Raw genomic sequence first — 13,017 nt, 5'->3', positions numbered from 1 at the left:
CCTGTTAAGACTTATATGCGCTAAAAGCCTAATATGCTAGAAGTCTAATTCGCAATAAGTTAAGCGCGTTAAAGCCCGACTTTTTCAAGCTCTGCTTGCGCCATTTTATATGAAATTGGCGCGTAGCCATCCTTCGATACAAGAGCCTGACCCTGCTCAGAAAATATGTAGCGGACAAATTCTGCCTCTAGATGACCTAACGGCTTTGTGGGATGTTTATTTACATAAACGTACAGGAAGCGTGAAAGCGGGTAATCACCAGAAAGAATATTACCTCGACTAGCCTCTATAAAATCGTCACCTTGATTGGCAATAGGCAAGAGCCGCACCCCCGATACCAAGTAGCCAACCCCGGAATAACCAATAGAATTAATGGATGAAGCGACGGATTGAACGACGGAAGCACTTCCTGGCTGCTCATTCACGTTTCGTTTGAAATCACCACCACACAATGCATTTGTCTTAAAGTAACCGTATGTGCCCGACACTGAGTTACGACCAAACAATTGCAAGCGCCTTTTCGCCCACTCTTGCTTGATACCCAATTGTTGCCAGTTTTGAATGGGTTCTTTTGCTCCACAACGCAATGTTGACGAGAAAATGCTGTCGATCTGGGTAAAGTTAAGCCCCTGTATGGCGTTATCACGGTGCACAAAAATTCCAATGGCGTCTATAGCCACTCTTAAAGCTGTCGGCTTGTAACCGTGTTGACGCTCAAATGCTTCAACCTCACGAGCACGCATTGGTCGGCTCATTGGTCCAAATTGAGCGGTTTCTTCAACTAAAGCAGGAGTTGCCGTTGATGAGCCTGACGCTTGGACTTGCACATTTATATTGGGATAAATATCGTTAAACTCTTCTACCCAAGATGTCATCATGCTTGCTAACGTATCGGAGCCAACAGAAGATAGGTTTCCTGATATTCCATTCACTTTTTGGTACGGATCCAAAGCCTCTTCAGCATGGATAAGCTGAGGTAAAAGTAATATGGTTAATAGAAGAGCGAAACTTCTCATCGTAAGGACTCTACCGACAATTTTTTAGGAAGCACAAAAGAGAAACAGCTCCCTTTACCCACTTCACTTTGAATATCGAGATGTGAGTCATGATGGCTAAGCGCATGCTTCACAATGGCCAATCCTAGCCCACTTCCTCCCGTCTCTCTCGAACGAGCCTTATCGATTCGATAAAAACGCTCTGTTAGACGATGAATGTGTTGAGGCTCAATACCATCCCCTGTATCTGAAACTTTTAACTCAGGTCCATCTGGGGTATCTCGCCATTGGACAGCAACTTCTGCACCTGGAGGCGTGTACTTCACCGCATTGTAGACCAAGTTGGAAATGGCGCTTCGAAGCTGATCTTCGTCTCCCAAGACTCTCAGTTTTGGATCCACATTAAATTTAAGTACATGCTGATTATCCCCACTCAATGTTGATGCCTCTTTTTCTAGTACCTCCAGCATCGCAGGGACATTGACCACCTCATCCAATTCATGCATTGGTGCTGCTTCAATTTTAGAGAGCGTGAGAAGTTGGTTGACCAAACTGTTCATGCGGTTAAGCTGCTCTGTCATCACCCCATGAGCTTTGTCCCACATTGGGCCAACTAGCATTTCAGGATCTTGAGTCATCTCTAAATAGCCTTGAAGTACGGTCATCGGAGTGCGTAATTCATGAGAGACATTTGCAAAGAAATTGCGTCGCATACCTTCCAACTGTTTCACCTGAGACACATCACGCACGACCATTAAGTGTTCACCTTCGGTATAAGGCACAATACGAAGTTCAAGAATACGTTCCACGTTTAAAGGTGAACGCATTTCCAAAGGCTCAGAAAAGTCCTGCTTGTTTAAGTACTTAATAAAATCAGGAGTGCGAATGAGATTAGAAATAGGCTGGCCTGAATCGTCTGGCCATCGAAACCCTAATAGATGCTGAGCAAGCTTGTTGCACCATACGATATTGCCTTCCCCTCGAAATACCACTACTGCATCGGGAAGGGATTCTGCGCCATTGCGGAAACGGCGAATAAGGTTCGTTAGCTCTTTACGCTTCTTTCTTTGTCTTTGCTGAATGCGGTAAATCCCATTAAATAGAGATTCCCACATTCCTGTTCCAGCAGGAGGGGTTAAGCGCTTGTCATCCCAAAGCCATGTAGATAGGCGAACTTGGTTATGTAACTGCCACCCAAGCTGAATAGCCGTAGCTGCAAGAAGCAACCACGGCATATATCCAAATATCCAACCTACCACAACCCAAGGTAGGTAAAAAAAAGCCAGCGACCAAACTAGCTTTTTCCAAGTTAACCTTTCTACCATTCGCTCTCCGCTTTGTTCTTAAGCTCGTGTAGAAAAGCGGTAGCCTGCACCACGCACAGTTTGAACCAGCTTATCATGACCAGCACCTTCAAGTGCTTTTCGAAGACGTCGAATGTGTACATCTACTGTACGATCTTCTACATAAACGTTTGTACCCCAAACATTGTTAAGCAATTGCTCACGGCTATATACACGCTCTTGGTGAGTCATGAAGAAATGCAGCATTTTAAATTCAGTCGGCCCCATATCCAGAGCTTCTTCATTGGCCGTCACTCGGTGAGATACAGGGTCGAGTTTTAACCCTTGAACGTCAATGATGTCTTCTAATGCGGTAGGTGTCACACGACGAATAACAGCTTTGAGTCGAGCTATCAGTTCTTTAGGTGAGAATGGTTTGGTGATGTAGTCATCCGCTCCAACCTCAAGCCCACGAACTTTGTCTTCTTCCTCACCGCGTGCTGTCAGCATGACGACAGGAATATTTTTTGTCAGTTCTTCGCGCTTTAAATGCTTAATAAAATTAATGCCAGAGCCACCTGGTAGCATCCAATCCAACAAAATCAGGTCTGGGTATGGTTCACATAGTTTGCTGATGGCAGTATCGTAATCTTCCGCTTCAACAGCTTGGTAACCTTTTTGTTCAAGCACAAAACACAGCATCTCTCTGATCGGTGCTTCATCTTCAACCACCAGAATCCTTCTAGACATAATTGAATTACCTTTAAATTTAATCAACGTCATGCATTATCATGATTAATTATGACACTTTTGTGACCCTTGAAAACAAATTTTCATATAACTTTCATTATGATTTTTCCTCGGTCTAATAAGACAACTGAGAAAAAATCCCCTATCATCAGTTCCCTAAATAGAAAGAGATGAGATCAGATATGTGGTTTAAAAACTGCCTTGTATATCGCTTCAATCGTGGTATCGAATTTAACGCCGACAAACTGGAAGAACAGCTGCAAGAATTCCGTTTCACTCCTTGTGGCAGCCAAGATAAACAAAAGTTTGGCTGGACGACTGCAATGGGTAGACATGGAGACATGATGACTCATGTTTCTGATAACCAAATTCTTATCTGCGCCAAGAAAGAAGAAAAAATGCTTCCTGCGTCCGTGATTAAAGAATCTCTAAACGCAAAAGTAGAGGCGATGGAATCAGAAGAAGGTCGCCCACTGAAGAAAAAAGAAAAAGACACGCTAAAAGAAGACATCATTATTGATTTACTACCGCGTGCGTTCAGTAAAAGCAATGTTACCTATGTCCTTATCTTACCGAAAGAAGGCTTCATTCTGGTTGATGCCAGCAGCTATAAAAAAGCAGAAGACGTATTGGCGCTTTTGCGTAAAACCATGGGTAGCCTACCTGTTGTTCCAGCCATTCCAGAACAAGCGGTTGAATCGACAATGACTGATTGGGTGAAATCATCAAATGCGGCATCAGGCTTTACTATTTTGGATGAGGCAGAATTGAAATCTGTTTTAGAAGATGGCGGTGTTATCCGCTGCAAAAAACAGGAGCTTTCTGCTGATGAGATCTTATCCCACATTGAAGCAGACAAACTTGTTACCAAACTCGCGCTAAACTGGGAAGACCGAATTGAATTTGTTCTCGCAGAAGACAGTAGCATTAAACGCTTAAAGTTCAGTGATGAACTAAAAGATCAAAATAAAGACATTCCTCGAGACGATCAAGCCGCAAGATTTGATGCCGATTTCTCCCTGATGTGCGGCGAATTCAGCGCCTTTCTCCCTTCGCTATTCGAAGCGCTGGGTGGATTGCCACATAGCGAGTGATAAATAGACTCTCCCAATATTAGGTGCTCGTAAGTACTTGCACCTAACCTTCAAATGTGAATCAAGTCGAACAATTATGTAACTCTACTAGAACAGGTATTCTATTACATGTAGCTTTCGCGCCTTCTAACTTTCACAGATTTAAAAAGGAATGAATGTGAAGACAAAAGTCGCATTGGCATGTATTACCACTCTAGTACTATCTGGTTGTGGTGGCGGTAGTAGTGAAGGTAATGAAGGTAATAATGTTACAGCAGTAATTTCCGAACCCATTCCAACACGCATATCCAAAAAGTTCATAGATTTTGACAACGATGGCGTACCAGAGTTTGAAACTCTATACACATACAATAGCGACGGCTACGTTACTTCAGAGCTAACTAGACGACTCACATCTGATAAAAACCTAAAATATGGCAATTTATTACCAACACATAAATCTTCAGAGTTAATCATTAACTTCGATGACAAAAACTTTCCCGTATACATAGAAGAACTCTTCAATGGAGTAAGCAGTTCGAAAACGCAATTTACATTCGATGGTTCAAAAAAAATCAGTAATATCGTCAAGGGAAATAGTACATATCACTTTTCTTACAATTCAGGTGGTAATACACAAAAAATTGACGTTTACAATTCTGAAAACACTATTATAGATACGTATACGTACACCTATAATCAACGTAACCAGTTAACGGAAGTTCAATCCCAAAGGCTTAACTTTAATTTTGGCTGGAACAAAGACGACCTTATAAGAACCTTAGATGTATCCGGTGCTCAAAGAAATAGTCAATTTTTACAAAACAGGCAGTACACATACGAATCCGGAAAGCTGAAAAGGGAAAATATCAGTTCCACCATTCCACTCGACAATAGCACCTCCATAAAATATTTTGCTCTTTTTGAGTACATACATGATGAGAAAACTGGCAAACCCATTGGAGAAAAACGAATATTTAATGAAACTGCAGGCAATATGGACAATTTGTTTTCATATGAAGCATTATATGAAGTAGAAGAAGGGGTCTGCGTCGAAGTAGGAAACATGTATGCAATGACATATAAGACTCCTCGAAAAAGTGGGAAAACAACGCAGCTACTTAACAATTGTAACCTTTAAGGTCCATGGTAATAACCCTTACAAATTTACTGGTAAGAAGCTTCCAGAAAGCGTAAAATTTGCGCCCTCCGATGCCACTGGGTGGCATCGGTCTGACTTGAAATCAGAAATAGAGAAGAAGAAGCAATGTTCAAACCAGAATTACTGTCGCCGGCCGGAAGCCTTAAAAATATGCGCTACGCATTTGCCTATGGCGCCGATGCGGTCTACGCAGGTCAACCTCGCTATAGCCTTCGCGTTCGCAATAACGAATTCAATCATGAAAACCTAAAAATAGGTATCGATGAAGCTCATGCTCAAGGTAAAAAGCTTTATGTGGTTTGTAATATTCAACCGCATAACTCAAAGCTAAAAACCTTTATCCGCGATCTCAAACCTGTTGTAGAAATGGGTCCAGATGCGCTGATTATGTCTGATCCTGGACTTATCATGATGGTTCGTGAAGCGTTTCCAGACATGCCAATCCATCTTTCCGTTCAAGCTAATGCTGTTAACTGGGCAACGGTTAAGTTTTGGGCAGCCAATGGCATTGAGCGCGTGATCGTATCCCGTGAGTTGTCGTTAGAAGAGATTGAAGAGATTCGTGAACATTGCCCGGAAACAGAATTAGAAGTATTCGTACATGGTGCCTTATGTATGGCATATTCTGGTCGCTGCCTTCTTTCTGGGTACATGAATAAACGCGACCCAAACCAAGGCACGTGCACAAATGCATGCCGCTGGGAATACAATGTAGAAAAGGGCAAAGAAGACGAATCCGGTCAGATTGTAGAGAAATTTGACCCTGCTGAAGTTCAATCCATCGAAGTTAAAGACGAGCGACCAGACAACACGCTTGGTCTTGGTAAGCCGACCGATGAAGTTGTTTTACTCTCTGAGAGCCACCGTCCAGAAGAAAAAATGGCTGCGTTTGAAGATGAGCACGGTACTTACATCATGAACTCGAAAGATCTTCGAGCTATTCAGCATGTTGATCGCCTCACGAAAATGGGGGTTCACTCTCTTAAAATTGAAGGGCGTACCAAATCATTTTACTACTGCGCTCGTACTGCGCAGGTGTATCGTAAAGCCATCGATGATGCCGTCGCAGGCAAGCCATTTGATGAGTCTTTAATGGGGACATTGGAAAGCCTCGCTCACAGAGGTTACACCGAAGGGTTCCTTCGCCGTCATACTCATGATGCTTACCAAAACTACGATTATGGCTACTCTATATCCGATTCACAGCAGTTTGTAGGTGAATTTACGGGTAAGAGACGTGGCGATCTTGCTGAAGTTGAGGTGAAAAATAAGTTTCTTTTAGGTGATAGCCTTGAACTTATGACACCAAATGGCAATGTAATATTTACGCTTGAAGCGATGGAGAATAGAAAATCTCAGCCAGTAGACGATGCAAAAGGCAACGGTCACTTTGTATTTATCCCAGTGCCTGAAGATATGGATCTTAGTTATGGTCTACTTATGCGTAACCTAAACCCAGGGCAGGATACACGTAACGCTACAGGTAAGTAAGAAATGGCACTGCTGATTAAAGACAGCTGCATCAATTGCGACATGTGCGATCCCGAGTGCCCAAATGGAGCAATTACAATGGGAGACAGCATTTACGAAATTGACCCAAATTTATGCACTGAGTGCAAAGGTCATTATGAGAAGCCGACTTGTCAGTCGGTATGTCCAATAACAAAATGTATCATCACGGATCCCAATAATATTGAGACTGATGAACAGCTGTTAGAAAAGTTTGTCATTATTCAAGGTCTAGCATAAAAAAAGTCCTGGGAATTCCCAGGACTTTTTCAATTCGTTCGAGCATTAATAATGCTTACCATTGTCATAGTATTGAGTCGCAGACAGTGCTGTAAATATGACAGCAACGTCCACTTCCTTCCCTACAACCTTACGGACTTCATCTGTTAATAACATAGCCACCTTATCTTGAATGTCCTGACCTCGGTCAAACCACAATACCTCCACAAATGGATAGGCTGGGTCGACATTCCCACTGTGGAAAAATGTGGTATAGATGTACTCAAATGTGAAGTCTTCTTTTGGGCAATCCATTAAAGGCTGAAGATCTTCTATCAGTGTTTCTGACAAAGATTGGACTGTTTGAGGCTCTACAGCCCTAAAACGCAGATGTGGCATGACATGCTTCCTTTTGTAATTTGAGCGAAAGCATATCACGCTTAGTAAAGTTTGTTAGGAAGAAACCTTATTGCTTAGGTAGCTTACCCACCCCTTAGCGGCACTGGATGGAACCTTTTCATCCAGCCTTTTAGCTTCAGCTAACGCATCTTGATATCGATTCAGTTTGTACAACAGCCGTATCTTTGCCATAGAGAAATCATTTCGATTTGCGTAGGGTTTAGCTTTATCAATTATTCCCAACGCTTGTTTGTAGCGGGATTGTTGAATCAAAAGTTGTGCAAGGCGCCAATGGTATTTAGGATTTATACTGGCTACTCGATGCCATCCACTAATCGCTTTATTCCATTCTTTCGCTATTTGCCAATAATTTGCCTGCAGCTTCAAATGTTTTTCGCTTTGGGATTTAGGATATTGATTAAACATCTCTTTAAGTATGCGTGCAGCTTTCTCTGGCATTCTATGCTGCCCATAAAGCTGCGCCAAAACAACATACTCGCTCTGCGTTAGTTGTATTCCTTGAAGTTTACTTAACGCATAACTTTCCAAAGCACTGCGTTGTTTTCCTTGCTGAAGTTGGGTAGAAATAAGTTGCTGCCACCACGATTTTTGATTGGGTTCGAATCGAATTATCCTACCAACGGTTTTTTCAGCATCTTTCCATTTTTCTAGCTGAAGTTCAGATATAACTCGAATTTTAAGTGCTTGTAGCGTTTCCTTAGTATCACGAGGTTGATAGCGCTTTATTCGGCTTAGTGATGACGTCCAATTTTGCTGCTGATAATAAGCCATAGACATACGAAGCTGAATATCGTTTTTATCTTTAGCTAACTGATTTTTCTCGTTACTGTCAGAGGTAGGATAATCATTTTTTAAAAGTATTAGATAGTTTCTATTAGCGTCATTAAATTTCTGCTCGGAGAACTGTATGTCGGCGAGCATTTGCCTTGTTTTCCATTGTTCTTTAGGTTGCAGTGCTTTTACATCAACGGACTTATTCAGGGCTACGATTGCTTTGCTTGCCTTTTCAGACTGCCAGTAATAAACACCTAAAATTCTATTGGCGAATGCTTTGTCATAGTCAGACTTCAAATCCATGTTTTCCATCAGAGAGATGGCTTCATCTAGCTTATCTTCCTGCTGTAACTGACTGGCTTTGTGCAGTTTTTTCCCCGCGTAGCTAGATAACTTGTTCGCGTGAACATTCATGTTCGTAACAATTAGCAGAACACCTAACAGTATTGAAAAAATTCGATTCATAGTTATTTGCTCATTTTAAATTCTATCTTCACTCTTTGGTTCAACTGCTTAACCGCTTTGCCACCCTCAAGTTTTGGCTGATACTTCCAACGCTTAAGTGCATTCATAGCTTCACGAACAAAAATTTTGTTTGGATGAACTTCTAATAAATTAATATCTTCTGGACGGCCTTGTTCATCAATTGTGAAGCTCAATATGACATACCCTTCCATACGACGTTTTTGAGCTCTAGGCGGGTATCTAGGTTCAACACGATAGAGAGGTAAAGCTTGTTGGTCTTGACCAATCCCATCGAGAGAAGGCATAGAAATCGCAACGCCTAAGCTAGCCAAAGCCAATTTAGGTGCCGACAACATTTGAGGCATCTGCGTTTGAGTTACATTAGGGGTTGAAGTTGGCAATGGTTTCGGTTGATCCGGCAACTTCGGTGGATCTGGTAATTGCCTCTGTCGGCGCTGAACATTTGCTTCAGGTTCTTGCATTACCAAATCAAACATTACCGCTGGTTTTGACTCTTCAATCTTCCCTTTTTGGCTACTGACCATCCAAGCCATGAAATAGAATAACGAAGAAGCAATAACAAGCGCTAACGGTAAGGCAAGTAACAATCTTTTCATGAAACATACTTACCTTTTGTCTTCGGTAGCCAGCGCGATCTTATCGACACCAGCCCCCTTCGCAGCATCCATCACTTCAACAACTGTGCCATTGTATGAATGCTTATCTGCCTGAATAACTAAGCTGGCATCTGGCTTATCAAGTAGAACTGTTTCCAAAACAGCTTGAACTCGTTCAACGTCCACTCTTCGCTTATCGATGTAAACATCATTAGAAGCCGTAATAGCGATAAATATCCCAGCGTCTTTCTGGCTACTTGCGTGAGCCGCTTGCGGGCGATTAACTTCAACACCAGACTCTTTCACAAACGAACTAGTCACGATGAAAAATATAAGCATGATAAATACAATATCCAGCATGGACGTCAAGTCGACCGTTGCGTCTTCCTTTGCTTTTGTTGGACGAACTAACCTCATTCGCCACTCCTTAACTGTTGTTCGAGTTTCAGTGCTTTTTTATTTGCCATTTTTACAAGCCTTGAGTGGGCAAACATACCCGCTAATGCTGCGACCATACCTGCCATAGTTGGCAGGGTAGCCATCGATATACCGGATGCCATTAATTTTGGTTCACTGCTACCAGCCAGTGCCATTAAATCAAAGACAGCGATCATTCCTGTTACGGTGCCGAGTAATCCCAACATAGGGCATAAACTAACAAGAGCCTTAATAAAATCTAAATGCTGATTCAGCTGTAAATTGGCTTTCTGCATCACACCATTTTTTTGTGCTAATGCATACCACGACTGATGGTCTTCACGCCTTTTCCACGCTTCAATCCAGCTTCTCTTTTGCTTCCCAAAACTAAAGCTAAAGAAAATAATACGTTCAACAATCAACAACCAGCATAAAAAAACTACGCCAGCCAACCACCAGAGTACTTGTCCACCTTTCGCCATAAACTCAGCCAATGTATTGATTTCTGTTTGCTGGTAAACCAGTGCTAAGTTTTCGATCATTTTAAGCAGCCTCAGCCATTTGCTCAGACTCTGCTCGTTGAGCAACGATACTCACGCCTTGCTTTTCGAGAGTACCTTTGATTGCTTCCGCTCTGCTTGAAAGGAAATTATGAGCAAGTAGTAGAGGCATCGCTGCAACGAGTCCCATCACAGTGGTAACCAGTGCCATAGAGATCCCGCCCGCCATAACTTTCGGATCACTATTGCCAAACTGTGTTATCACTTGGAATGTTTCAATCATACCCGTTACTGTACCAAGTAAACCTAGCATTGGAGCTAGTGCGGCCATCAACTTAAGCATTGAAAGCCCTTTCTCTAGACCATGCTGCTCATCAAGTATTCTTTCGAGTAATCGAAGCTCTATAGCATCGATTGACTGCTGTTTTTCGTTATCGAATGCCTGAAGAATTCTCCCCATAGGGTTATTTCCTGGCTGTTCTGGATTTTTAAGCTGTTGAGAAATCCGTGCTTGAGTTATCAGTAAAACAGTCCCTCGGAACAAAGCTATCAATAAACCAGAAGCTAAAAGCGCGATGATTATTTTTCCTACCACACCACCTTGTTCAATTCGTTGTATTAAATTCGGTTGGTTTGCATATTGTTCAAGCAACAAACCACGAGTTGGGTCTAAAAGAATATCGTTACCAGCAATTACATCTGAACTCGTTGAGGTATTTTTGGGAAGTGCTTGATACGCTGTTGAAAACTTGTTTTTTGAATCCCACTTCAAGTAACCCAGTTCTGAAATCAAAGCCATATCACCTAACCTAATAGCGGCTTGATCTGAATGTGTGCCGTCTCCGTTAACAAACGGAACCGTAACCTTGCTTAATTGTCCACTCGCCTGAATTTTAAATGATGCTGATAACCAAAAGTCTTCCAGCATTTTTAACGAAGGTAGTGTATCTGTACTGATCACTCTTTCCACAAGAATCAACTGTTCGTCGGCGTCTGTAATAAGTGAATTTTGGTAGTCTTGTTTTACTTCTTTAGCAGACTGTCTTACAACACCAAATAATTCACCTAAGCTACCTGTTTCAATTTGCAGCTGTTTCTCTTTTTCAGAAAGCAATTGTTCATTAACACTAAACTGCTCACTAAGTTGAGTATTTTCTTTTTCTAGCTCGGCTAACGCTTTTTCTAATTTCGCTTTCTTGTTCGCCAATTCTATTTTTTGCTCTTTTGTTAACTGAACACGCGTTGCATTGTGTACACGTTCAACTTGATAAACCTTATTCGCACTATTGTCGATTTGGGAAAGGCTTTGTTCAGCGAATGAAGAGAACGTAACAATGGCAGCAATAAAACCTAATGTATTTAAAGCATATTTCATACTACAGTCCCTTCTCTATAGAGCTAATTGAAAGCGGTAATGTGACCACTGAAGGAGCCTGCTGTTTTGCAGCCATGGCAAAAGCTTTGTTTACTTCCAACCCTTTGTCTTTAGATAGCTCATTCCAAGTTTTACTTTCTTGGCGCCATACCCAAAATTGCTTATGATCTAGACTCCTTGCAACAAGACTCACTCGACCGAAATACAGTTGCTCAACTTGACGAGTGTTGCCTTCGAATTGAATTTCGGCTGGATACGCCCCTAACTTGGTCCCATAATCTATTTCTATCTGGTAGGCTTCAAGAATTCTTCTGTATTTCTCAGCTTCGGCTATATCGGCCCGTCCCATCAGGAGTTTAATATCTTCCAATCTTTTCTGACGTGTTACTTTTCGCAAAGGAACATCCTGACTAACAATGGAATCTAACCCATCAATCATTCGATACATGAGAGGAACAATACCTTGGCGAGTATCTTCAATATCATTTAGCTGTTGTTCCAAGCTAACTAATTCAGAGTTTTGACTAGAGACCAATTTAGTTAAATGATCCCTATAAAGAGTTAAGTTATCTATTTGAGTTTCTAGTTGCTCTATCTCGGATTGAAGAGTAAATGACGCCTCGACATTTGCATCTACATTCGATTGAGCGTTTTGAATAACCTTATTGGTTTTCTTTTCAATTGCTCTGGCTATATCCAAGTCATCAGCATACAAAGAATTAGGAATTCCCATAGCTGCTAGTATCACAACTAGAGTTTTTGCCCTTTTAGAAACTATCTCTTTCATTAGTAATTCTCAGGCGAATCCGTATCGCCAAGCACATGTGGTATGAATGAACAACGTTTTGAAACTCAGACGCTATCTAATAAGGTCGCCTAGATTCAAAATCGATGTATAGCAGTTAAGGCGAATATTAAATCAAAGATGGGAATAATTTTCATTAACTTTCTTATCTTTTACATTTGATAAGATTCTAAATGTAAATTATCTAGATTCTTAACATTTTTAGTTCAAACGGATTACTACTTAACAGCACAATCGTCTAATGAACAAGATGTCTAAGTATATGGGTTTAACTCGATTGGCAATTCAGATAAATAAAGCAGTAGACAAAAAAACTCTGCCATCGACTCATGTTTATGTATACAGCATAGAGAATGAAGTAGGTATGCGAGAAAGCTGATTGGATTGAGCTATGCCCCAGCTAGCAATTTCCAAAATTGAGAAATCAATAGATACAAAAAAGCCTCGTCTTTCGACGAGGCTTTCAAATATGGCAGGGGTGGAGAGATTCGAACTCCCAACACGCGGATTTGGAATCCGCTGCTCTGCCAATTGGAGCTACACCCCTGTAGTTCGTATTTTATGAGTCGACACTCGAATAAATGGCGGAGTGGACGGGACTCGAACCCGCGACCCCCGGCGTGACAGGCCGGTATTCTAACCAACTGAACTAC

Annotated in this window: 15 protein-coding genes and 1 tRNA gene; 5 read left to right on the top strand and 11 right to left on the bottom strand. The window is 41.6% G+C overall.

Annotation, left to right across the window (positions count from 1 at the left end; all coding sequences use genetic code 11):
* Positions 1-68: 68 nt before the first annotated feature.
* Genes Q8W40_RS21200 through phoB form a run of 3 tightly spaced genes read right to left on the bottom strand, consistent with a single transcriptional unit; the run spans position 69 to position 3,028 of the window.
* Complete coding sequence (locus Q8W40_RS21200; RefSeq protein WP_305400062.1) at positions 69-1,016, bottom strand: PstS family phosphate ABC transporter substrate-binding protein; 948 nt, start codon at positions 1,014-1,016, stop codon at positions 69-71.
* Positions 1,013-2,320, bottom strand: coding sequence for a phosphate regulon sensor histidine kinase PhoR (gene phoR, locus Q8W40_RS21195; RefSeq protein WP_305400061.1), 1,308 nt, complete (start codon positions 2,318-2,320; stop codon positions 1,013-1,015). The genes Q8W40_RS21200 and phoR overlap by 4 nt, the downstream gene beginning before the upstream one ends.
* Before the next feature lie 18 nt (positions 2,321-2,338).
* Positions 2,339-3,028 carry a phosphate regulon transcriptional regulator PhoB gene (gene phoB / locus Q8W40_RS21190; protein ID WP_101110881.1) on the bottom strand — a complete coding sequence of 230 codons (690 nt, stop codon included), beginning with the start codon at positions 3,026-3,028 and terminating at the stop codon, positions 2,339-2,341.
* Between the two features lie 182 nt (positions 3,029-3,210).
* On the opposite strand from phoB, the gene rdgC reads away from it, so the two are divergent.
* From rdgC to Q8W40_RS21170, 4 genes are all read left to right on the top strand, one after another.
* Positions 3,211-4,122, top strand: a complete 912-nt coding sequence (gene rdgC, locus Q8W40_RS21185) for a recombination-associated protein RdgC (protein ID WP_305400060.1) — start codon at positions 3,211-3,213, stop codon at positions 4,120-4,122.
* A gap of 157 nt (positions 4,123-4,279) precedes the next feature.
* Complete coding sequence (locus Q8W40_RS21180; RefSeq protein WP_305400058.1) at positions 4,280-5,242, top strand: hypothetical protein; 963 nt, start codon at positions 4,280-4,282, stop codon at positions 5,240-5,242.
* Between the two features lie 126 nt (positions 5,243-5,368).
* Positions 5,369-6,754 (top strand): prephenate-dependent tRNA uridine(34) hydroxylase TrhP, encoded by a 1,386-nt coding sequence (gene trhP, locus Q8W40_RS21175; protein ID WP_305400056.1) that lies wholly within the window; start codon positions 5,369-5,371, stop codon positions 6,752-6,754.
* Positions 6,755-6,757: 3 nt separating this feature from the next.
* Positions 6,758-7,012, top strand: coding sequence for a YfhL family 4Fe-4S dicluster ferredoxin (locus Q8W40_RS21170; RefSeq protein ID WP_101110861.1), 255 nt, complete (start codon positions 6,758-6,760; stop codon positions 7,010-7,012).
* A 45-nt stretch (positions 7,013-7,057) separates the two neighbouring features.
* Here the strand turns inward: Q8W40_RS21170 and Q8W40_RS21165 are convergent, their stop codons facing one another.
* From Q8W40_RS21165 to Q8W40_RS21135, 7 genes are read right to left on the bottom strand one after another with little or no spacing between them, the layout of a single operon-like run.
* Positions 7,058-7,390, bottom strand: a complete 333-nt coding sequence (locus Q8W40_RS21165) for a DUF1904 domain-containing protein (protein WP_305400053.1) — start codon at positions 7,388-7,390, stop codon at positions 7,058-7,060.
* Positions 7,391-7,444: 54 nt separating this feature from the next.
* Positions 7,445-8,650, bottom strand: a complete 1,206-nt coding sequence (locus Q8W40_RS21160) for a tetratricopeptide repeat protein (protein WP_305400051.1) — start codon at positions 8,648-8,650, stop codon at positions 7,445-7,447.
* Positions 8,651-8,652: 2 nt separating this feature from the next.
* Positions 8,653-9,267, bottom strand: a complete 615-nt coding sequence (locus tag Q8W40_RS21155; protein ID WP_305400049.1) for an energy transducer TonB — start codon at positions 9,265-9,267, stop codon at positions 8,653-8,655.
* Between the two features lie 9 nt (positions 9,268-9,276).
* A complete protein-coding gene (locus Q8W40_RS21150; protein WP_101110865.1) occupies positions 9,277-9,684 on the bottom strand; it encodes an ExbD/TolR family protein in 408 nt (135 codons plus the stop codon).
* Complete coding sequence (locus Q8W40_RS21145) at positions 9,681-10,226, bottom strand: MotA/TolQ/ExbB proton channel family protein (protein WP_305400047.1); 546 nt, start codon at positions 10,224-10,226, stop codon at positions 9,681-9,683. Before Q8W40_RS21145 ends, Q8W40_RS21150 begins: the two co-directional genes overlap by 4 nt.
* Position 10,227: 1 nt before the next feature.
* A complete protein-coding gene (locus Q8W40_RS21140) occupies positions 10,228-11,559 on the bottom strand; it encodes a MotA/TolQ/ExbB proton channel family protein (RefSeq protein ID WP_305400045.1) in 1,332 nt (443 codons plus the stop codon).
* A 1-nt stretch (position 11,560) separates the two neighbouring features.
* Positions 11,561-12,346 carry a DUF3450 domain-containing protein gene (locus Q8W40_RS21135; protein ID WP_305400044.1) on the bottom strand — a complete coding sequence of 262 codons (786 nt, stop codon included), beginning with the start codon at positions 12,344-12,346 and terminating at the stop codon, positions 11,561-11,563.
* Positions 12,347-12,614: 268 nt separating this feature from the next.
* Here Q8W40_RS21135 and Q8W40_RS21130 point away from each other — a divergent pair, with 268 nt between their 5' ends.
* Positions 12,615-12,743 (top strand): hypothetical protein, encoded by a 129-nt coding sequence (locus Q8W40_RS21130; RefSeq protein ID WP_305400043.1) that lies wholly within the window; start codon positions 12,615-12,617, stop codon positions 12,741-12,743.
* 91 nt (positions 12,744-12,834) lie between these two features.
* Here Q8W40_RS21130 and Q8W40_RS21125 read toward each other — a convergent pair.
* Positions 12,835-12,911: transfer RNA gene (locus Q8W40_RS21125), tRNA-Trp, on the bottom strand.
* Between the last annotated feature and the right edge of the window lie 106 nt (positions 12,912-13,017).

It is taken from the genome of Vibrio penaeicida (assembly GCF_030689305.1).
GTDB lineage: Bacteria > Pseudomonadota > Gammaproteobacteria > Enterobacterales > Vibrionaceae > Vibrio > Vibrio penaeicida_B.
This window is presented reverse-complemented; position numbering and strand designations above follow the sequence as displayed.

What these genes read in the sequence shown, in the direction of transcription:
- Q8W40_RS21145 (WP_305400047.1), bottom strand. Translation starts at nt 10,226, where the DNA reads ATGATCGAAAACTTAGCACTGGTTTACCAGCAAACAGAAATCAATACA.
- Q8W40_RS21200 (WP_305400062.1), bottom strand. Translation starts at nt 1,016, where the DNA reads ATGAGAAGTTTCGCTCTTCTATTAACCATATTACTTTTACCTCAGCTT.
- Q8W40_RS21165 (WP_305400053.1), bottom strand. Translation starts at nt 7,390, where the DNA reads ATGCCACATCTGCGTTTTAGGGCTGTAGAGCCTCAAACAGTCCAATCT.
- phoR (WP_305400061.1), bottom strand. Translation starts at nt 2,320, where the DNA reads ATGGTAGAAAGGTTAACTTGGAAAAAGCTAGTTTGGTCGCTGGCTTTT.
- Q8W40_RS21130 (WP_305400043.1), top strand. Translation starts at nt 12,615, where the DNA reads ATGTCTAAGTATATGGGTTTAACTCGATTGGCAATTCAGATAAATAAA.
- Q8W40_RS21170 (WP_101110861.1), top strand. Translation starts at nt 6,758, where the DNA reads ATGGCACTGCTGATTAAAGACAGCTGCATCAATTGCGACATGTGCGAT.
- rdgC (WP_305400060.1), top strand. Translation starts at nt 3,211, where the DNA reads ATGTGGTTTAAAAACTGCCTTGTATATCGCTTCAATCGTGGTATCGAA.
- Q8W40_RS21140 (WP_305400045.1), bottom strand. Translation starts at nt 11,559, where the DNA reads ATGAAATATGCTTTAAATACATTAGGTTTTATTGCTGCCATTGTTACG.
- Q8W40_RS21150 (WP_101110865.1), bottom strand. Translation starts at nt 9,684, where the DNA reads ATGAGGTTAGTTCGTCCAACAAAAGCAAAGGAAGACGCAACGGTCGAC.
- Q8W40_RS21135 (WP_305400044.1), bottom strand. Translation starts at nt 12,346, where the DNA reads ATGAAAGAGATAGTTTCTAAAAGGGCAAAAACTCTAGTTGTGATACTA.
- phoB (WP_101110881.1), bottom strand. Translation starts at nt 3,028, where the DNA reads ATGTCTAGAAGGATTCTGGTGGTTGAAGATGAAGCACCGATCAGAGAG.
- Q8W40_RS21155 (WP_305400049.1), bottom strand. Translation starts at nt 9,267, where the DNA reads ATGAAAAGATTGTTACTTGCCTTACCGTTAGCGCTTGTTATTGCTTCT.
- trhP (WP_305400056.1), top strand. Translation starts at nt 5,369, where the DNA reads ATGTTCAAACCAGAATTACTGTCGCCGGCCGGAAGCCTTAAAAATATG.
- Q8W40_RS21160 (WP_305400051.1), bottom strand. Translation starts at nt 8,650, where the DNA reads ATGAATCGAATTTTTTCAATACTGTTAGGTGTTCTGCTAATTGTTACG.